We start from the raw sequence: 17,352 nt of genomic DNA on the forward strand, positions 1-17,352 counted from the left end.
GTGAGTGAGTTGCGGTTCGTTCGCATGGGGTTCGGTGCGGATGCCGTCGATTACCAGGAGGCCTGGGACGAGCAGCGCCGGGTGCACGCGGCCCGCTTCGCCGACGAGGTCCCGGACACCGTGATCCTGCTGGAGCATCCCCCGGTGTACACGGCCGGCCGCCGCACCGAGGACAGCGAGCGTCCGCTGGACGGCACCCCGGTCATCGACGTGGACCGCGGCGGCAAGATCACCTGGCACGGCCCCGGCCAGCTGGTGGGCTACCCGATCCAGAAGCTCCCGCGCCCGGTGGACGTGGTCGCGCACGTACGGCGCCTGGAGGAGGCGCTGATCCGCACCTGCGCCGAGTTCGGCCTGGAGACCACCCGGGTCGAGGGCCGCAGCGGCGTGTGGGTGCTCGGCGACCCGGTCGAGCAGCGGCCCTCGCTCGGCGGGCTCTCCCTGGACTTCGACCCGCGGCTGCAGGACGAGGAGTTCGACCCCCGCCTCAACGGCCCGGAGTACGCCCCCTCCAACGCCGGCCAGCGGCGCGAGGACCGCAAGATCGCCGCGATCGGCATCCGGGTCGCCAAGGGCGTCACGATGCATGGCTTCGCCCTCAACGTGAACCCCGACAACAAGTGGTTCGACCGGATCATCCCGTGCGGGATCCGGGACGCGGGGGTCGCCTCCCTCGCGGCCGAGCTGGGCCGGGACATCACCATCGAGGAGGTCCTGCCGGTGGCGGAGAGGCACCTGCGGGACATCCTGGAGAACGCGGACCTGAAGCCGCGGGTGATCGAGAAGGCGAGCGCCTGACCCGCCCGGCCGTGGTGGGAATGCGCCCTGCGACCGCCAGGTTGATCTCCCCGGCAGGGCGCAATGAGCACGGGCGTACCCTGGTGTACGCCGAAGAATCGAAGTCACAGGGAGCCGACGTGTCCGCAGTCTCACCGGACGGACGCAAGATGCTGCGCCTGGAGGTCCGCAACAGCCAGACCCCCATCGAGCGCAAGCCCGAGTGGATCAAGACCCGGGCGAAAATGGGTCCCGAGTACACGAAGATGCAGAACCTCGTGAAGAGCGAGGGCCTGCACACGGTCTGCCAGGAAGCCGGCTGCCCGAACATCTACGAGTGCTGGGAGGACCGCGAGGCGACCTTCCTCATCGGCGGCGACCAGTGCACCCGGCGCTGTGACTTCTGCCAGATCGACACCGGCAAGCCCGAGGCCCTGGACCGCGACGAGCCGCGGCGCGTCGGCGAGTCCGTGGTCACGATGGACCTGAACTACGCCACCATCACCGGCGTCGCCCGCGACGACCTGGAGGACGGCGGCGCCTGGCTGTACGCCGAGACCGTGCGCCAGATCCACCGGCAGACCGCCGAGCGGGAGGGCGGCCGTACGAAGGTCGAACTCCTCGCCCCCGACTTCAACGCGGTCCCCGAGCAGCTGGCCGAGGTCTTCTCCTCGCGCCCCGAGGTCTTCGCGCACAACGTCGAGACGGTCCCGCGGATCTTCAAGCGGATCCGCCCCGGCTTCCGCTACGAGCGCTCCCTGAAGGTCATCACCGAGGCCCGCGACTACGGCCTGGTGACCAAGTCCAACCTGATCCTCGGCATGGGCGAGACCCGCGAGGAGGTCAGCGAGGCGCTGAGGCAGCTGCACGACGCGGGCTGCGAGCTGGTCACCATCACCCAGTACCTGCGCCCCTCCGTCCGGCACCACCCCGTCGAGCGCTGGGTGAAGCCGCAGGAGTTCGTGGAGCTGAAGGAGGAGGCCGAGCAGATCGGCTTCTCCGGTGTGATGTCGGGTCCGCTGGTGCGGTCCTCGTACCGGGCCGGGCGCCTGTACCGGATGGCCATCGAACAGCGTCACTCGGCTGCTCCGCAGCGGGGCGGTTCGTTCGTCGCCACCCAGGCGGTGTGAGCCCGCGCGTGTGAATTCACGCACAAGTAGCTACCGGCCAGTAATGGCCGAGTCGACGCGGTCCTGACCGTCCTCGCTGATGAGGGCGGGCATCAGGGCCGCGTCAGCGTTTCAGCGCTCTGTATCAAGGCTTCATTGGCGTTTGACCGGTCGGACACGCCCTGGTAACACCAATCAGTGACTCTGGTATCACGCCTCGTACACCGTCCGCTCCGAGGGGGGACCTCGATCATGCAGGCCGCGCCCGTACGCGCCACCGCCATCCCGTCCTTCACCGACGCTCTCCGCGCCGTCGAGTCGCTGCTCATGAGCGGTGGTCAGCGCACCGCCCGGCGCAACGCGTGGACCTCCGTGCTGGAGGACCGCCGGCGTGCCAAGGACCGGGTGGAGGCGCAGCGTGTCCTGGAGCAGGCCGCCGGCCGCTCCTGAGTCCACCGGCCGTGCACCGGGCACTGCCGTCGTCCGCACTCCCGGGGCCACGTAGACTTCGTGACATGGCGAGGAAGGAACCCGCGGCGGACGCCGCGAACGCAGGGCGACTGAAGCAGATCGCCCTCACCTACAAGATGACCCGCAAGGTCGACACAAAGATCGGTCTTGTACTCGGGGCCGTCGGCATCGGCACCCTCGCTGTCTTCCTTGTGATCGGCTTCTTGCTCGGCCACCCGGTCTACCTGGGCATCTTCGGCCTGCTGATCGCACTGCTGGCGACGGCGATCGTGTTCGGCCGCCGTGCCGAGCGCGCCGCCTTCGGCCAGATGGAGGGCCAGCCGGGCGCCGCGGCCGCCGTACTGGACAACATCGGCCGGGGCTGGACGACGACTCCGGCGGTGGCGATGAACCGCAGCCAGGACGTGGTGCACCGGGCGGTCGGCAAGGCCGGCATCGTGCTGGTCGCCGAGGGCAACCCGAACCGGGTGAAGAGCCTGCTGGCCGCCGAGAAGAAGAAGATGAACCGGATCGTCGCGGACGTACCGGTGCACGATGTGATCGTCGGCACCGGCGAGGGCCAGGTCGAGCTGAAGAAGCTGCGCACGACCCTGCTGAAGTTCCCGCGCGTGCTCACCGGCCCCCAGGTCACGGCCACCAACGACCGGCTGCGGGCCCTGGGCGACCTGATGAGCAACATGCCGCTGCCGAAGGGGCCCATGCCCAAGGGCATGCGGATGCCGAAGGGCCGCTGAGCCCCGCGGCGCCGGCCCGTCAGCGCAGGCGCCGGAACTCCCGCTCGCAGTAGACCATCGGCGAACCCTCGCCCAGCCGTACTCCCGTTACCCGGCCGATCAGGATCGTGTGATCCCCGGCCGGGTAACGCGCGTATGCGGCACAGTCCAGTTGTACGGGCGCCTGCCGCACCGCCGGCAGCCCGGAGGGGTTCGGCTGCAGCAAGGTGTCGGAGAACTTGTCGGCGCCCTTGGTGGCGAACAGCAGGGCCAGCGGCTGGTGCTCCGGGGCGAGCACGCTCACCGCGAAGTGGTCGCACCGCGCGAAGACCGCCGCGGAGTCGGCCGCGTCCGCGAGACACACCAGGACCAGCGGTGGCTCCAGGGAGACGGAACAGAAGGAGCTCGCCGTGAAGCCGCGCGGGGTGCCGTCCTCGCAGCGGGCGGTCACCACCACCACGCCCGACGGAAAGCGCGCCATGGCGTCCCGGAACTCCTCCGGCGTCACCTCGGCCGCCATCACATCCTGAGCATCGGTCATACCGCGACGATGCCGTCGGCGGTGTGACCGGGCAACCGGGTGGTGGCATCTGGACGACTGCCGGGTGCGGGCGCGGACCCGCAGCCGGGAACGGTCAGACCCGGACCTCCACGGTCTTCGCCAGCCTGTCGTGCAGCCCGCGGCCGTCCCGGTCCCAGATCAGCGCCGGAATCGCGAGGCACAACAGGACCGTGCGGAGCAGGGACCGCAGCGGGCTGACCGTGCCGGTCTCCAGGGCCACCACCCGGATGCCGAAGAGCCGCTTGCCCGGGGTGAAGCCGATCGTGCCCACGGTCAGCACGCTCATGACGAAGAAGACGCCGAGCGCCCAGTTGCTCGTCGCAGGCACCCGGTAGCCGTTCGTGATCAGGCCGTATGCGATCAGAACGCTCAGTCCCCAGTCCACGGCGAGCGCGCCGAGCCGGCGTCCCGGGCGGGCGATCGAGTTCGGCCCCTCCTCGGGGAGGCCGAGCTGCTCGCCCCGGTAGCCGAAGTCCGCGCCGGCCTCTTCCATGGCCGCGCGAGGCCCGGAGAGCCACGACCCGAGTGCTTGCCTGTTGTCCACCCGTCCACGGTACTGGGCCCGAAATGACCGGGGTACGCCGGGGTGTCCCGGAGCTAGGGTGGACGCGTGGCCGGTTAACTTCTGCGAAACAAACGGGTCACGCCCGAGAAATCACCCGTCCCTAGGGTCGAGACCAGCGTGTGCCACCGCACTGGCCGCACGAACGATCTACCACCCCGGCGAGGACGGTCGGGAGTAGGAGGAGCTGGATGTTCCAGAACGCCGACGAGGCCAAGAAGTTCATCGCGGACGAGGACGTCAAGTTCGTCGACGTCCGCTTCTGCGACCTGCCGGGCGTCATGCAGCACTTCACGGTGCCCGTTGAGGCGTTCGACCCGGACGAGGAGCTGGCCTTCGACGGATCGTCGATCCGCGGCTTCCAGGCCATCCACGAGTCCGACATGGCGCTGCGTGCCGACCTGTCCACCGCCCGTGTGGACCCCTTCCGCCGGGACAAGACGCTCAACATCAACTTCTTCATCCACGACCCGATCACGGGCGAGCAGTACTCCCGTGACCCGCGCAACGTGGCGAAGAAGGCCGAGGCCTACCTCGCGTCGACCGGTATCGCGGACACCGCGTACTTCGGTCCCGAGGCCGAGTTCTACGTCTTCGACAGCGTCCGTTTCGCCACCTCGGCGAACGAGTCCTTCTACCACATCGACTCCGAGGCGGGCGCCTGGAACACCGGTGCCCTCGAGGACAACCGCGGTTACAAGGTCCGCTACAAGGGCGGCTACTTCCCGGTCCCGCCGGTCGACCACTTCGCCGACCTGCGCGCCGAGATCTCCCTGGAGCTGGAGGCGGCCGGCCTGAAGGTCGAGCGCCAGCACCACGAGGTGGGCACCGCCGGCCAGGCGGAGATCAACTACAAGTTCAACACCCTGCTGGCCGCCGCCGACGACCTGCAGCTGTTCAAGTACATCGTGAAGAACGTGGCCTGGCGCAACGGCAAGACCGCGACCTTCATGCCGAAGCCGATCTTCGGTGACAACGGCTCGGGCATGCACGTGCACCAGTCGCTGTGGAGCAACGGCGACCCGCTGTTCTACGACGAGGCCGGTTACGCGGGCCTGTCGGACACCGCCCGCTACTACATCGGCGGCATCCTCAAGCACGCCCCGTCGCTGCTGGCCTTCACCAACCCGACGGTGAACTCGTATCACCGTCTGGTGCCGGGCTTCGAGGCGCCGATCAACCTGGTGTACTCGCAGCGCAACCGCTCCGCGGCCATGCGTATCCCGATCACCGGCTCCAACCCGAAGGCCAAGCGCGTCGAGTTCCGCGCCCCGGACTCCTCCGGCAACCCGTACCTGGCCTTCTCCGCCCTGCTCCTCGCGGGTCTGGACGGCATCAAGAACAAGATCGAGCCGGCCGAGCCGATCGACAAGGACCTGTACGAGCTGGCTCCCGAGGAGCACGCGAACGTCGCCCAGGTCCCGACCTCGCTGCCGGCCGTCCTCGACTCGCTCGAGGCCGACCACGAGTTCCTCCTCCAGGGCGACGTCTTCACGCCGGACCTGATCGAGACGTGGATCGACTTCAAGCGCACCAACGAGATCGCGCCGCTGCAGCTGCGTCCGCACCCGCACGAGTTCGAGCTGTACTTCGACGTGTGATATCGCCCCAGGTCGGAGCGGGTAACCGCGCCCCTGGGCCGTCCGTGGGCCGTCGGCCGGCTCTCCTTCTTCGGGAGAGCCGGCCGACGGCTTTTTCTCGGACTCCACGCATCACCGAGAAGTTTCACCAACTGAAGAGGTTGCCGACGGCCTCGGCATCTCCCGCGAGCTGGCGGCGTTCCACCTGGACAAGCCGGTGGCGGCCGGCCTGCTCCAGGCGCGCCATCGATCGCCCGCGGGTATCCGAAGGGTTGGCCGTAGCCCAAGGTGTACGCGCCGGTGGACGAGGCCGTCACGCTGACCATCCCCGAGCGTCGCTACGGCATGCCGGCCGACCTTCTCACCGAGGCCGTGCTCACCGAGACGGACGAGGAATCGGCCAGGGACGCCGCGCTCCGTGCGGCATACCGGCGAGGGGAGACCCTGGGCACCGCCGAACGCGAGCGAGTGCGTCCGGGGCGCCTCGGCGCCGAGCGCGGACTGAGCGTCGCGGCCGGCACACTCGAGAAGTTCGGCTACGAGCCGGAGCGCACCGCCCCCACCCTGATGCGCCTGCGCAACTGCCCCTTCCACCCCATGGCAGCCAAGGCCCCCGAACCGATCTGCGCCGTCAACCGGGCTTTTCTGGCCGGCTACCTGCACGGCCTGGGAAGCGACAGGACCACTGCAGTCCTCGCCCCGCGGCCCGGCTCATGCTGTGTCGAACTGCGCGGCGACGGCACGACGGGCGACGGGCCGGAGAGGGGTGGCGCCTGCGAGCGCTGACCAGGTCGGCGCCGGGTCCTGCTTTGACCGCGCGGCAAGCTCGTTGTACGTTAAATAAAACCATTATGTCCGTTTTCATACCGGAGGTGATGGTCCGCCGCCTCAAAATGCTCAGCGGGCGGCGGGCGGCGCACAGGGCTACGCGCAGGCTCTGAAGCGCAAGGGACGGCACGTCGTGGCCGCCGGAAAACCAAGCACACCCTCCGAGAGGGGCTCACCATGCGCGTGCACACCCGTATCAAGAGAGTGGCTGTCGCGGTCGCGGCGGCACCGGTCCTCGCCCTCGCCGCCGGAGCCGGAGCCGCCACCGCAGCCGCCAGCGCCGCGCCCGAACACGTCGTCTCGTTCCAGCACGACAACGGCTGGGGCTGGGGCTGGGGTGGAGAACACCACGGCTGGGGTTGGGGTTGGGGCTGGGGCTGGGGCTGGGGCTGGGGTGGAGAACACCGCGGCCACGGCTGGGGTTGGGGCTGGGGTGGAGAACACCACGGCCACGGCCGGGGCGGTTGGGGCTGGGGCGGCTGAGGGCCGGCCGGACTGATCGCACCCCCTGACGACGAAGGGTGGATCCGGGTGCTCGATCCCATCAGGCACCCGGATCCCCATGACACGTCATCGGGCGAGGGACGTGAACGCACCTATGAGGGCGCCGTAGTCCGCAGCGGCGCACTCCCCGTCGGTGCCGCAGCACCGCGCCCACGGCCGGCCGTGAAAAGCCGGAAGAGCCGGACTCCATACCGACCGTTCCCCCCACCCGATCGTCCCCTGCTCCCTCGCCGGCCATGGCAGACGCCAGGCGGCTGGACCGGCTTCCGTGCGGGACGAGTACCCAGCGTGGGCCCCCGTCGCCGTGGGGTTCGGGCGGGCCAGACGGCATGACGCGGGCGTGCTGGACCACGAGCCTGCCGCGGGGGCCTTCGACGTGTTCCGGACCGTGGGACACCGGGGAGGGAACTTTTTCCCGCTTCCCGGACTTCCTACTTCCGGGGGATCATCCCTCCTGACCCTGCCGGACGAGAGAGGTTGAACGGGGATGACGGAACAGGACGACTGGGAGCGGGAGTTCGATCACCGCTGGGCGAATTCCGCCGAGCACAAGGAGCCCTCGGCCCGGGCCCGGATGCTCGCCGCGCGCTGGAAGGAGACCCCGCCGGATCCGGCGCCCTTCCGCGCCGATCCCGATCCGGTGCCGCGCCGGACGTCGTGGGCGTCGACGGCCGTGGTCTTCGGCTGTGTGATCGGGGTCATGGTGCTGATCGGGCTGCTGCAGTTCGGCTCCTCGCGCTAGCGGGCGGGGACCGACGGCGGCAGCCGGCCGGCTCACAGGTGCGTTTTGCCGCTCCTGGGGACGTTCGGGACCTGTTCATGGGGGTGGGCTGGTGCACACTGGACAGCGGGACGAGTGCCTGACTGCGGGGTGATGCAAGATGCAGAGCCGCTTCCGGAGCGACCGACGGCTGACCGTGCGCATGGGTCTGACGATGTTCCTGCTCGGTCTGCTGTACGTGGGCTTCGTCGCCGCGCTGATCGCGCTGCTGAGGTCCTGGGTGCTGGTCGTCGTGCTGGTCGGAGCGATGTTCGTGGCACAGTTCTGGTTCTCCGACCGGATCGCCATGTTCGCGATGCACGGCCGGGTCGTGGAGCGGGAGGAGTATCCCGAGCTGCACGCGGTGGTGGACCGGCTGTGCGCGATCGCCGACATGCCCAAGCCGGTGGTCGCGGTGTCCGACATGGACATGCCGAACGCGTTCGCGACCGGCCGTAATCCCGACCACGCCGTGGTCTGCGTGACCACGGGGCTGCTACGGCGGCTGGAGCCGGCCGAGCTGGAGGGCGTGCTGGCGCACGAGCTGTCGCACGTGGCGCACAAGGACGTCGCCGTGATCACGGTCGCGTCCTTCCTCGGCGTGCTGGCGGGCCTGATCGTGCGGTTCGCCTTCTACTCGCAGGTCTTCGGCGGCGGCCGCAGGGACCAGAACACCGCCGCCGTCTTCGCCGCGATCATGGGCGTCTCCGCGGCGGTGTACGCGATCAGCTTCCTGCTGATCCGGGCGCTGTCCCGGTACCGGGAGCTGGCGGCCGACCGCGCGGCCGCGCATCTCACCGGCCGCCCGTCGGCCCTGGCCTCGGCGCTCACCAAGGTCACCGGGGACATCGCCCGGATCCCGAGCAAGGACCTGCGCACCGCCCAGGCGTTCAACGCCTTCTACTTCAGCCCGGCGACCGGGAAGGAGCCGGGCATCGAGCGGATCTTCTCCACGCACCCGACCCTGGAGCAGCGGCTGGAACAGCTGGGCCGGATCTCGGCGGAGCTGGGCGAGGCCGCCACTCCCGGGAAGGCGGGCTGAGCGTTGGGGCTGCTGGACATCCTGCTGGGCCGTACGAAACCGGTCGCGCCCGATCTCGACCAGCTCTTCGCGCTGCCCTCGGCGGCCGTGACCCTTCAGGCCGCGGCCGGTTTCACGCCGACCGGGACCGGAGCGGTGTGCTTCGCCACGGTCGAGGGCGCGGCCTTCGAGCAGACCCACCGGGAGGTGCAGGCGCTGCTGGACGCGGACAGCGACCGCGGCGGACTGCCGGTGGAGCTGCGCCGGGACGACTACGGCTACTCCTGGCTGGTGTCCGCGCGCAGCCCCGAGCAGCTGCCGGAGCTGGTCAACGACCTGCACGCGGTGAACAGCGCGATGGAGGTCAACGGCTTCGGCCCGCAGCTGCTGTGCTCGCTGGCCGCCTTCACCGACGAGGGCGGCCACAAGCTGGCGCTGGTCTACCTCTACAAGCGGGGCACCTTCTACCCCTTCGCTCCCCTGCCCGGCCCGGCCGAGCGTCGGGACAACGCGCTGGAGCTCCAGGTGAAGGCGGCGCTCGCGAACGATCTGCGGATCGAGCAGGACCTCGGCCGCTGGTTCCCGGTGTGGGGCGCCCCCGGCCTGTGACCGGGGCCGCCCCACCGCACTACGTCCTTCACCCGCTCTTCTCGCGCTGCTGCCGGCGGGTCTCGAAGGGCCGTTCCCGGCGGTAGCGGCGCTCCCACTTCGCCAGCCGGTCCCGGCGCTCGCGGTAGGCGCGGTAGCTCTCCGGCGGGGGCGGGGTGCCCGCGCCGGCGGGTGGTGGTGTGCCGGGGGAACCGCGTCCGTGCGTCGCGTACAGGTACAGCAGCGCGACGGCGGCGAGCCACCACAGATGGTTTCCGATTCCGAGGATCACCAGGACGACGGTCGCGGATGCGACGATGCCACGCATGACGGACCTCCGTGGGGTGAGTGTGACGGGGGTGGAGTGTGTCGGCTTCGTGCCGTTTGTTCAGCGTAGGGAGGCGGTGACGGGGACCGCATCCCGTTTTCCGCCCGGCGGGGGCCCGCCGTGAGTGAATGACCTCATGAGCGAACTCTCCGTATTCACCCACGACTTCGACGGCGAACGGCTCAGTGGCGTGGCCGCGGGCCCACCGGGCCGGGCCACGGCGGTGCTGCTGCACGGCGCGGGCAACGGCAGCAAGCAGCGTCTCCTGCCGTTGCTCACGGAGTTCGCCGGGCACGGCTGCCACGCCCTGGCGTTCGACTTCTCGGGCCATGGCGAGAGCACGGGTTCCCTCGCCGAGCTGAGCCTGCGCCGACGGTTCGAGCAGGCGGTGGCGGTGCTCGACGCACACGCACCGGCGGACGATCCGCTGGTCCTGGTCGGCTTCAGCATGAGCGGACAGACGGTCGCCGATCTCGTACGGCACTACGGCCCGCGAGTGGCGGCCGTCGGGCTGTGCTCGCCCGCCGTCTACGCCCCCGAGGCCTGGGAGGTGCCGTTCGGGAACGGCCGGGGCTGCTTCAGCGAGATCATCCGCACACCGGACGGCTGGCGGAGCTCGCCCGCCCTGGAGGCGTTCCGGGCCTACGCGGGCCGTGCGGTGCTGGCGGTCCCGGGCACCGACGCGGTCATCCCGCCGGCCGTGACCGAGGCGGTGCAGGACGCTCTGACCGCACGGGCCCGGTACACCCGGTTCGAACTCCCCGAGGCGGAGCACCGGTTGGGGCTGTGGTTCCACGACCATGCCGAGGACCGGCGCGGGTTGGTGGCGGCGCTGGTCAGCGGGCTCGACGGAGAGCAGGGCTGGGCGGCGACCCGGGCCTGGGTGGCCAAGCAGCTGCCCGTCGGCCGTACCGTCACGGACACCCGGATGCTCCAGGGCGGCTGGTCCTCGCAGATGCGCGCGCTCACCCTCGACAACGGGGAGGAGCTGGTGCTGCGCACCTTCGTGAAGCCCTTCTTCCGGCGGCACGCGCCCGGGCTGCTGTCCCGGGAAGCCGCGGTCCTCGGGCTGCTCGCCGCCGAGGAGGCCGTGCCCGCCCCGGCCCTGGTCGCCGTGGACGCCACGGCCGAGCACTGCGACCACCCGTCCCTGCTGATGACCGGGCTGCCCGGCCAGATCCTGGTGGACGGAGAGGACGGGCACGGCGGCGCGGCGCTGGACCGGCGGCTCGATCTGCTGGCGGCCCAACTGGTCGGGATCCACGCGGTGGTGCCGCCGGAGCAGCCCCGCACCTACCAGGCGTGGACCTCACCCGAGAGCGTGCGCACTCCGGCGGGGGCGCTGTGGGAGCGCGCCGTGGACGTGATCCGCCGGGACCCGCCGCCGTACCGGGGGTGCTTCCTGCACCGGGACTACCACCCGGGGAACGTGCTCTTCACGGGCACGGGCGAGGACGTGCGGATCAGCGGGGTCGTGGACTGGGTGGAGACCTCCTGGGGTCCGGCCGACCTGGACGTGGCGCACTGCTCCACCGCGCTGGCCCTGCTGCACGGCCCGGAGCACGGGCTGGCCTTCCGGGACCGGTACGAGCGGCGGGGCGGCCACGGCCTCGCCGACGGCCGGGACCATCTGTACTGGCGGCTGCTGGACGCCCTCCACTACGCGTCCGGCGCGGAGAAGCTGGCCGGACCGTGGCGCGGTCTCGGCCGTACGGACCTGACGTCCGAGGTGCTGGGCGCGCGTATGGAGGCGTATGTGCGCGGACTGCTGGAGCGCTACGGCTGAGCGATCCGGCAGGCCCCGCGGCGCCGGGCGCCCCCCTTGCAGGGCGGGGCACCCGGCGCCGGTCCGGGGGGTCAGCGGCTGTAGCGCATGAACGCCCGGACCATGTGGCAGGTGGTGTCGGACGGCGGGCGCATGCCGATCTCCGCGGCCGTGCTGCGGATCTTGTCGTCGCGGGCCTGGGCCGGGAGGTAGATGCCCGAGTCGAGCAGGGCTATGGCGAGGCGCATGGCCTTCAGGCGGCGGTTGTGGGTGACGTACCACTCGCGCGGGCGTCCGGCCGGCAGGGGCCGCTTCGCCACCGGCTCGTAGGGGGAGTCGAACAGCACGGGGTGCTGGGCGGTGGACTGGGTGGGCAACGGCTTCGGCTTCAGGGCGGCAGCGGGCACGGGCATCCTCCTGTCGCGGTCAGGGCACCGGCCGGACAGCCCGGCGATGCCCTCGAACACTGCTTCCAGTCTACTGCCCGGCACTGACAACGACAGGGCCGCGAGGACTGACAAATCCCCAGCTCAGCACGGAAACTGTCGTCGTGTCACGCCAGTTTCCGAAGGGGTGGATGAGCCGGCGTCGATTCGAACACACCGCAGCGCGGCGGGCGATGCTACTGTTTCGGAAACAGAAGCATCGGACAGATTGCGCGGACGGCATGACGACACCCAGGCCCGGCCGGCCGGTCCGGGGCTCGGCCACGGGCCGCCCCCTGATGGCGGCACTCGACCTGTTCGGGCGGCGCTGGACCCTGCGCATCCTCTGGGAACTCCACGAGGGACCCACCGGCTTCCGCGCACTGCAGCAGCGCTGCGACGGCATGTCCTCCAGCGTGCTGCGCGGGCGGCTCCGCGAACTGACCGAGGCGGGCCTCGTGACCCAGCAGGACGGCACGGAGTACACCCTCACACCGCTCGGCCGGGAGGCGTACACCGCCCTGCGGCCGCTGGTCCGCTGGTCGGGCCGGTGGGCGGAGGCCCTCGCCGAGGGCGCGCAGGAGCGTCCGGGCACCGGCGACTGACCCCGCCCGTCCACGCCCACCTCCCCGGAACGCCCCGTTCACCTTCCCGGACCCTCTTGCGCTTCTGAAATCGAAGCACCAGGATGATTCGGAAATCGAAGCAGGAGGTGTTGTCGCATGCCGCGCATCGAACCGCTCTCCCCGCCCTGTCCCGCCCCGATCGACCGGGCGCTGCGCCGCTGGATGCCGCCGGGCGTCGGGCACGAACCGATCACCCTGTTCCGGGTGCTGCACCGCAACCCCGAGCTCGCCTCGCGGATGTTCGCCCTGGGCGCCGGACTGCTGGGACACGGGCTGCTGCCCGCCCTGGACCGTGAGGTCGTCATCGCCCGGGTCACCGCGCGCGCCGGATGCGCCTACGAGTGGGGCGTGCACGCCGCCGCCTTCGCCGGACAGGTCGGCCTCGGTCCGGAGCAGCTCCGGGCGACGACCGAGCCGGACCCCACCGCCGGCGCCACCTGGGCGCCGCGCCACCGGGCCCTGCTCGACGCGGTCGACGAACTGCACGACACGGCCCGCCTCTCGCACGCCGCCTGGGACGGCCTGCGCGCCCACTACGACGACGCCCGACTGCTGGAGTTCCTGGTCCTGGCAGGCTGGTACCGGACCATCAGCCAGCCGGCCAACGGTCTGCTCCTGGACGCCGAGCCCTGGGCCACCGCATACCCGGCCGAAGGACCCCCGCATGCCTGACAACGCCGCACCACACCCGACCATCGTGCACGCCTGCACACGCCACGGCACGGGCGGCAGCCCCACCGCAGTCCTCCCGGACACCGACCTGGACGACGTGACCCGGCGAGCGGTTCCGGTCCCCGCGAACCGGTACCGGACCATCAGCCAGCCGGCCAACGGTCTGCTCCTGGACGCCGAGCCCTGGGCCACCGCATACCCGGCCCAAGGACACCCGCATGCCTGACAACGCCGCACCACACCCGACCATCGTGCACGCCTGCACACGCCACGGCACGGGCGGCAGCCCCACCGCAGTCCTCCCGGACACCGACCCGGACGACGTGACCCGGCGAGCGGTTCCGGTCCCCGCGAACCGGTACCGGACCATCAGCCAGCCGGCCAACGGTCTGCTCCTGGACGCCGAGCCCTGGGCCACCACATTCCCGGCCCAAGGACACCCGCATGCCTGACAACGCCGCACCACACCCGACCATCGTGCACGCCTGCACACGCCACGGCACGGGCGGCAGCCCCACCGCGGTCCTCCCGGACACCGACCTGGACGACGTGACCCGGCGAGCGGTTCCGGTGCTGGCGGGCACCTCCCATGCGGTCTTCGTCGGCACGCGCGACGCCGGCGCCGAGGGTCCCGAGGTGACCCTGCGCTTCTTCACCGCCACCGGGGAGCTGCCGGCCTGCGGCCACGGCACGGTCGCCGCGCTGGCGTGTCTGGCCGAGCGTGCCGGAGGCCGGGAGTACCGGGCCACCCTCCGCACCCGGGAACGCGTCTTCACCGGCCGGGCCGTCCGCGACGACGGCAGGCTCACCGCGGAGTTCACCCTGGGCCCCGTCGGCCTGCGCGCGCCCGGGCCCGGCGAACCGGAGCCCGTCCTCGACGCCCTGGGCCTGACTGCGCGGGCCCTGTCCGGCCCCCTCCGCGTGGCCTCGGTGGGACGGCCGCGGCTGCTCGTCCCGGTGGCCGCGCGGTCCGTTCTCGACTCGCTGGCACCGGACTTCGACCGGCTGCGCGCGGCCTGCGACCGGGGCGGGCTCCTCGGCTGCTACGTGTACACGGAGCCGACGGACGAGGGGCGTCTCGCGGCCCGGATGTTCGCGCCGTCGATCGGTGTGCCCGAGGACATCGCGAACGCCAACAGCACCGGCTGCCTCGCCGCCCATCTCGCCGCCAGGAGCCCGACCGGCATCACCGCCGACCTGGGGGACGCCCTCGGCTCCCCGTCCACCATCACCGCCACGGCGGAGCCGCCGTCCCCGGGCGCGCCCGCACGGCTCGTGCGCGTGGGCGGCGCCGCGATCGTGGCGGGCACGGTCCGGCTCCCGGCAGGGACCGGCGTCACCGGGCGCTAGCGGGCCTTGGCGTACCGTGTGCCGCATGGAAATCTGGATCAATCCGGCCTGCTCCAAGTGCCGCAGTGCCATCAGCCTGCTCGACGCCGAGGGAGCCGAGTACACCGTCCGCCGCTATCTGGAGGACGTGCCGAGCGAGGACGAGATCAGGGCCGTACTGGAGCGGCTGAACCTCGAGCCGTGGGACATCACCCGCACGGCGGAGGCCGAGGCCAAGGAGCTGGGGCTCAAGGAGTGGGCGCGGGACGCCAGTTCGCGGGACCGGTGGATCACCGCGCTCGCCGAGCACCCCAGGCTCATCCAGCGGCCGATCATCACCGCCGACGACGGAACGGCCCTGGTGGCCCGCTCCGAGGACGCGGTACGCGAGGCCCTGGCGCACAACAAGAGCTGAGCCGACGCTCAACTGCCCTGTGACACAGCCCACTTCACTTACTCCTGCAACCACTGAGTAACCTCGTTCGGTATCTCGTACATAGCGGCGTACGCTCCCCTACCTCTTCAGGAGGCGCGCATGTCGCGCAGGAGAACTCTCGGCACGAAGAAGAAGATCGCGCTGCTCGTCAGCGCCGCGGCGGTCGCGGGCGGCGGAGCCTTCGCACTCGCGACCACGTCCAACGCCGCCCAGCCCGCGCACAACGCGAAGACGCTGTCGGCGGCGGACTCGACGGTGTGCCAGGGACTGGCCACGGCCCACGGCAACAACGACCGGTTCATCGCGGACCAGAAGGCCCATCCGGACGCGCAGTCGGCAGCCCGGATCGCCAACCGTGAGGCGGTCATCAAGCAGATCGAGGTCCAGCAGAAGGCGGCCGGTTGCACGGTTGGGGAGTCGGCTCAGGGCTCCCAGACGGGGCAGCAGGCGCAGGCCGGCCAGCAGGGCGCCGGGCAGCAGGCCGGCCAGCAGGGTGCCGGGCAGCAGAGCGCGCAGCCCTCGCAGTCCGCCGCCGCGGGAAACAACGGAGGTGGCGCCGCCGCGGCCTCCGGCCAGCAGGTCTGCAACGGCTCCACGGTCACGCTCTCCGGTGAGGCCGGCGCCCCGGCCGCGTCCAGCAACCAGTTCCCGGCGGGCACGACCCTGAAGGTGACCAACCTGGACAACAACAAGTCCACGACGGTGAAGGTCACCTCCGTCTCGGGAAGCTGCGTGCTGCTCAACAACGCGGCCTTCGAACAGGTCCGGGAGCCCGGCAAGTTCCTCATCCGGCACGCCCGCATCGAGAAGGTGGGGTGAGGTTCAGGGACCGGACAGGAAGGCGGTGAGGCGGCCGGCCAGGGCAGCGGGAGCCGCCTGCGGCAGCGCGTGGTGCGAGACGCCCGGCAGGACGTCCGTCTCCACGTGCGGCAGCAGCGCGGCCGCCCTGGCAGCCACCTCGCGAGGGTCATGGGTTCTGCTGTTCGCGGCCACGAGCAGCAGGACCCGCGCCTCCAGCGCCCGCAGCGCGTCCGGTGCCGGGCGCGGGCCGGTCACCGGCTTCGCGGCCGGGAAGCCGGCGGCCGCCTCCTGGAGGGCGAGCCAGTCCGGGTCCTGGGGTGCTCCCCCGGTCTCCCACTCCAGGAAGGCCCGGACCCGGCGGGGTGTGGGACGCAGCAGCATCGGCAGCGCGTGCAGCAGATACGCCGCCTTGAACCCGGCGAAGCACTGGGTCGGGTCCAGGAGGAACAGGCGGCGTGTCCGGGCCGGGGCGTGCAGGGCGTAGTGGAGGGCGATCCAGCCGCCGTACGAGTGCCCGCCCAGGTCCGCCGAGGCGGCGCCCAGGCCGTCCAGGACCGCGTCCAGCCAGAGCGTCAGGCCGGCGACCGCGCGGGGGTGGCGGTCGCCGGCCGGGACGCTCAGGCCCGGGGCGCCGAGCACGTCGACCGCGTGGACCCGGCGGATCCGGGCCAGTTCGGCGACCTGGGCGTACCAGGAGACGGAGGTGGCCCCGCCACCGCCCGGGAGCAGGAGCAGCGGGGGCGCGTCGCGGGGGCCGCAGGAGGTGACACGGGTGTCACCGAGGGGCGTGGCGAGCGTCAGCGCTTCCCGCTCGGCGGGCCATTTCGCCAGGACCGTGTCGTACGCAACCCGAAAGGCCTCGCTGTCGAATCCGGTGCCTCCGGCCACGGAACCGCCCCCTGTCGTCTCGTTCGGCAAGATACTCGCCGAGCGAGACGACAGTCGGGAGATCCCGCATGCCGTCCGATCTGGAGACCGTCTGCCCGCCGCGTGCCGTCGCCGTCGAACTCGGCCCGCACAGCAGCCGGTTCGACCCAGCAGAACGGCTGCGCTCGGGCTTGACCCGGCGGGCACGACGGCGCTGCTGGACCGGCCTGGAGCGGGCGGGTCAGGTACGGCGGGCGCGCGGACGGCACGACCGGCGGAAGGTCGTCGTGGAGGTGACGGACCGTGCCGTGGAACCCGCCCGGACGTTCTCCCGGCCTCTGATCGAGCGCTCGCTGGAACTGCTGCGCGGTTACGACGACCACCGGCGGACCGCGATCCGGGACGTCCTCGACGGGGTGCGGCAGGCCGCGGCGGAGGGTGCCCATACCCCGCCCGCGGGCGCCTCACAACGTGAGCCGGGACACAGAACGACCAGGTAACACGGGGTTCACACAAGGGCAATGGACGGGAAACCGCCTGTTGACAGGCTGCGCGGCAGTTCGAGCGGCGCCCCAGTGCCGCAGCGCCGCCGCACCCGCGCCGACGAGTGCGCCCGACCCACCGCTTA

24 protein-coding genes are annotated in these 17,352 nt (G+C 71.4%); 19 read left to right on the top strand and 5 right to left on the bottom strand.

What is annotated here, in order from left to right; genetic code table 11:
• The 4 genes from lipB to ACWDEN_RS17765 all read left to right on the top strand — a co-directional run bounded on the left by lipB (window position 1) and on the right by ACWDEN_RS17765 (window position 3,091).
• Window positions 1-798: a lipoyl(octanoyl) transferase LipB gene (lipB, locus tag ACWDEN_RS17750; RefSeq protein WP_351621460.1), complete on the top strand. Its 798-nt coding sequence runs from the start codon at window positions 1-3 to the stop codon at window positions 796-798.
• A 119-nt stretch (window positions 799-917) separates the two neighbouring features.
• Window positions 918-1,907 carry a lipoyl synthase gene (lipA, locus tag ACWDEN_RS17755; RefSeq protein WP_351621463.1) on the top strand — a complete coding sequence of 330 codons (990 nt, stop codon included), beginning with the start codon at window positions 918-920 and terminating at the stop codon, window positions 1,905-1,907.
• A 231-nt stretch (window positions 1,908-2,138) separates the two neighbouring features.
• A complete protein-coding gene (locus ACWDEN_RS17760; RefSeq protein WP_053653973.1) occupies window positions 2,139-2,336 on the top strand; it encodes an SCO2195 family GlnR-regulated protein in 198 nt (65 codons plus the stop codon).
• Window positions 2,337-2,401: 65 nt separating this feature from the next.
• A complete protein-coding gene (locus ACWDEN_RS17765; protein ID WP_351621466.1) occupies window positions 2,402-3,091 on the top strand; it encodes a DUF4191 domain-containing protein in 690 nt (229 codons plus the stop codon).
• A 19-nt stretch (window positions 3,092-3,110) separates the two neighbouring features.
• Here ACWDEN_RS17765 and ACWDEN_RS17770 read toward each other — a convergent pair whose 3' ends face one another.
• Together ACWDEN_RS17770 and ACWDEN_RS17775 are read right to left on the bottom strand one after the other, a co-directional pair.
• Window positions 3,111-3,611 (bottom strand): flavin reductase family protein, encoded by a 501-nt coding sequence (locus ACWDEN_RS17770; RefSeq protein ID WP_351621469.1) that lies wholly within the window; start codon window positions 3,609-3,611, stop codon window positions 3,111-3,113.
• Window positions 3,612-3,705: 94 nt separating this feature from the next.
• Complete coding sequence (locus ACWDEN_RS17775; protein WP_351621472.1) at window positions 3,706-4,176, bottom strand: RDD family protein; 471 nt, start codon at window positions 4,174-4,176, stop codon at window positions 3,706-3,708.
• 209 nt (window positions 4,177-4,385) lie between these two features.
• On the opposite strand from ACWDEN_RS17775, the gene glnA reads away from it, so the two are divergent.
• From glnA to pspAB, 6 genes are all read left to right on the top strand, one after another.
• On the top strand, window positions 4,386-5,795 hold the full coding sequence (glnA, locus tag ACWDEN_RS17780) for a type I glutamate--ammonia ligase (protein WP_351621475.1): 1,410 nt from the start codon (window positions 4,386-4,388) through the stop codon (window positions 5,793-5,795).
• A gap of 279 nt (window positions 5,796-6,074) precedes the next feature.
• A complete protein-coding gene (locus tag ACWDEN_RS17785) occupies window positions 6,075-6,560 on the top strand; it encodes a helix-turn-helix domain-containing protein (protein WP_351621478.1) in 486 nt (161 codons plus the stop codon).
• Between the two features lie 219 nt (window positions 6,561-6,779).
• On the top strand, window positions 6,780-7,085 hold the full coding sequence (locus ACWDEN_RS17790; protein WP_450859603.1) for a hypothetical protein: 306 nt from the start codon (window positions 6,780-6,782) through the stop codon (window positions 7,083-7,085).
• 508 nt (window positions 7,086-7,593) lie between these two features.
• Window positions 7,594-7,848, top strand: a complete 255-nt coding sequence (locus tag ACWDEN_RS17795; protein WP_351621481.1) for an SCO2583/SCO2584 N-terminal domain-containing protein — start codon at window positions 7,594-7,596, stop codon at window positions 7,846-7,848.
• A 139-nt stretch (window positions 7,849-7,987) separates the two neighbouring features.
• Window positions 7,988-8,908, top strand: a complete 921-nt coding sequence (htpX, locus tag ACWDEN_RS17800; protein ID WP_351621484.1) for a zinc metalloprotease HtpX — start codon at window positions 7,988-7,990, stop codon at window positions 8,906-8,908.
• Between the two features lie 3 nt (window positions 8,909-8,911).
• Entirely contained in the window at window positions 8,912-9,496 is a 585-nt protein-coding gene (gene pspAB / locus ACWDEN_RS17805) for a PspA-associated protein PspAB (RefSeq protein WP_351621487.1), read from the top strand.
• A gap of 28 nt (window positions 9,497-9,524) precedes the next feature.
• Here pspAB and ACWDEN_RS17810 read toward each other — a convergent pair whose 3' ends face one another.
• Window positions 9,525-9,803, bottom strand: a complete 279-nt coding sequence (locus tag ACWDEN_RS17810; protein ID WP_351621490.1) for a hypothetical protein — start codon at window positions 9,801-9,803, stop codon at window positions 9,525-9,527.
• 136 nt (window positions 9,804-9,939) lie between these two features.
• Between ACWDEN_RS17810 and ACWDEN_RS17815 the strand changes: the two genes are divergently transcribed.
• The gene (locus tag ACWDEN_RS17815; RefSeq protein WP_450859604.1) at window positions 9,940-11,589 is read left to right on the top strand and encodes an alpha/beta fold hydrolase; all 1,650 of its coding nucleotides are present in this window, start codon (window positions 9,940-9,942) and stop codon (window positions 11,587-11,589) included.
• Window positions 11,590-11,660: 71 nt separating this feature from the next.
• Here the strand turns inward: ACWDEN_RS17815 and ACWDEN_RS17820 are convergent, their stop codons facing one another.
• The gene (locus ACWDEN_RS17820) at window positions 11,661-11,975 is read right to left on the bottom strand and encodes a hypothetical protein (RefSeq protein WP_351616500.1); all 315 of its coding nucleotides are present in this window, start codon (window positions 11,973-11,975) and stop codon (window positions 11,661-11,663) included.
• Window positions 11,976-12,235: 260 nt separating this feature from the next.
• Here ACWDEN_RS17820 and ACWDEN_RS17825 point away from each other — a divergent pair, with 260 nt between their 5' ends.
• The 7 genes from ACWDEN_RS17825 (at window position 12,236) to ACWDEN_RS17855 (ending at window position 15,875) form a co-directional block, all read left to right on the top strand.
• A complete protein-coding gene (locus tag ACWDEN_RS17825) occupies window positions 12,236-12,598 on the top strand; it encodes a winged helix-turn-helix transcriptional regulator (RefSeq protein WP_351616502.1) in 363 nt (120 codons plus the stop codon).
• 117 nt (window positions 12,599-12,715) lie between these two features.
• Complete coding sequence (locus ACWDEN_RS17830; protein WP_450859605.1) at window positions 12,716-13,291, top strand: carboxymuconolactone decarboxylase family protein; 576 nt, start codon at window positions 12,716-12,718, stop codon at window positions 13,289-13,291.
• The gene (locus ACWDEN_RS17835; RefSeq protein WP_450859606.1) at window positions 13,284-13,517 is read left to right on the top strand and encodes a hypothetical protein; all 234 of its coding nucleotides are present in this window, start codon (window positions 13,284-13,286) and stop codon (window positions 13,515-13,517) included. Before ACWDEN_RS17830 ends, ACWDEN_RS17835 begins: the two co-directional genes overlap by 8 nt.
• Window positions 13,510-13,743, top strand: coding sequence for a hypothetical protein (locus ACWDEN_RS17840; RefSeq protein WP_450859607.1), 234 nt, complete (start codon window positions 13,510-13,512; stop codon window positions 13,741-13,743). Before ACWDEN_RS17835 ends, ACWDEN_RS17840 begins: the two co-directional genes overlap by 8 nt.
• Window positions 13,736-14,641 (top strand): PhzF family phenazine biosynthesis protein, encoded by a 906-nt coding sequence (locus ACWDEN_RS17845; RefSeq protein WP_450859608.1) that lies wholly within the window; start codon window positions 13,736-13,738, stop codon window positions 14,639-14,641. The genes ACWDEN_RS17840 and ACWDEN_RS17845 overlap by 8 nt, the downstream gene beginning before the upstream one ends.
• Before the next feature lie 25 nt (window positions 14,642-14,666).
• Entirely contained in the window at window positions 14,667-15,035 is a 369-nt protein-coding gene (locus tag ACWDEN_RS17850; protein ID WP_351616513.1) for an ArsC/Spx/MgsR family protein, read from the top strand.
• Between the two features lie 120 nt (window positions 15,036-15,155).
• Window positions 15,156-15,875, top strand: a complete 720-nt coding sequence (locus tag ACWDEN_RS17855; protein ID WP_351616516.1) for a hypothetical protein — start codon at window positions 15,156-15,158, stop codon at window positions 15,873-15,875.
• A gap of 3 nt (window positions 15,876-15,878) precedes the next feature.
• On the opposite strand, the gene ACWDEN_RS17860 is transcribed toward ACWDEN_RS17855, so the two are convergent.
• Complete coding sequence (locus ACWDEN_RS17860) at window positions 15,879-16,745, bottom strand: alpha/beta fold hydrolase (protein WP_351616519.1); 867 nt, start codon at window positions 16,743-16,745, stop codon at window positions 15,879-15,881.
• 68 nt (window positions 16,746-16,813) lie between these two features.
• Between ACWDEN_RS17860 and ACWDEN_RS17865 the strand changes: the two genes are divergently transcribed.
• A complete protein-coding gene (locus ACWDEN_RS17865; RefSeq protein WP_351616521.1) occupies window positions 16,814-17,224 on the top strand; it encodes a MarR family transcriptional regulator in 411 nt (136 codons plus the stop codon).
• Window positions 17,225-17,352: the final 128 nt, after the last annotated feature.

This window comes from Streptomyces sp. NPDC001153, assembly GCF_053598315.1.

Excerpts from the sequence above, each read along its gene's own strand:
- ACWDEN_RS17795 (WP_351621481.1), top strand. The coding sequence starts at position 7,594 with ATGACGGAACAGGACGACTGGGAGCGGGAGTTCGATCACCGCTGGGCG.
- htpX (WP_351621484.1), top strand. The coding sequence starts at position 7,988 with ATGCAGAGCCGCTTCCGGAGCGACCGACGGCTGACCGTGCGCATGGGT.
- ACWDEN_RS17815 (WP_450859604.1), top strand. The coding sequence starts at position 9,940 with ATGAGCGAACTCTCCGTATTCACCCACGACTTCGACGGCGAACGGCTC.
- ACWDEN_RS17845 (WP_450859608.1), top strand. The coding sequence starts at position 13,736 with ATGCCTGACAACGCCGCACCACACCCGACCATCGTGCACGCCTGCACA.
- ACWDEN_RS17865 (WP_351616521.1), top strand. The coding sequence starts at position 16,814 with ATGCCGTCCGATCTGGAGACCGTCTGCCCGCCGCGTGCCGTCGCCGTC.
- glnA (WP_351621475.1), top strand. The coding sequence starts at position 4,386 with ATGTTCCAGAACGCCGACGAGGCCAAGAAGTTCATCGCGGACGAGGAC.
- ACWDEN_RS17850 (WP_351616513.1), top strand. The coding sequence starts at position 14,667 with ATGGAAATCTGGATCAATCCGGCCTGCTCCAAGTGCCGCAGTGCCATC.
- ACWDEN_RS17835 (WP_450859606.1), top strand. The coding sequence starts at position 13,284 with ATGCCTGACAACGCCGCACCACACCCGACCATCGTGCACGCCTGCACA.
- ACWDEN_RS17770 (WP_351621469.1), bottom strand. The coding sequence starts at position 3,611 with ATGACCGATGCTCAGGATGTGATGGCGGCCGAGGTGACGCCGGAGGAG.
- ACWDEN_RS17810 (WP_351621490.1), bottom strand. The coding sequence starts at position 9,803 with ATGCGTGGCATCGTCGCATCCGCGACCGTCGTCCTGGTGATCCTCGGA.
- ACWDEN_RS17765 (WP_351621466.1), top strand. The coding sequence starts at position 2,402 with ATGGCGAGGAAGGAACCCGCGGCGGACGCCGCGAACGCAGGGCGACTG.
- ACWDEN_RS17830 (WP_450859605.1), top strand. The coding sequence starts at position 12,716 with ATGCCGCGCATCGAACCGCTCTCCCCGCCCTGTCCCGCCCCGATCGAC.
- ACWDEN_RS17790 (WP_450859603.1), top strand. The coding sequence starts at position 6,780 with ATGCGCGTGCACACCCGTATCAAGAGAGTGGCTGTCGCGGTCGCGGCG.
- ACWDEN_RS17760 (WP_053653973.1), top strand. The coding sequence starts at position 2,139 with ATGCAGGCCGCGCCCGTACGCGCCACCGCCATCCCGTCCTTCACCGAC.
- ACWDEN_RS17840 (WP_450859607.1), top strand. The coding sequence starts at position 13,510 with ATGCCTGACAACGCCGCACCACACCCGACCATCGTGCACGCCTGCACA.
- ACWDEN_RS17825 (WP_351616502.1), top strand. The coding sequence starts at position 12,236 with ATGACGACACCCAGGCCCGGCCGGCCGGTCCGGGGCTCGGCCACGGGC.
- ACWDEN_RS17855 (WP_351616516.1), top strand. The coding sequence starts at position 15,156 with ATGTCGCGCAGGAGAACTCTCGGCACGAAGAAGAAGATCGCGCTGCTC.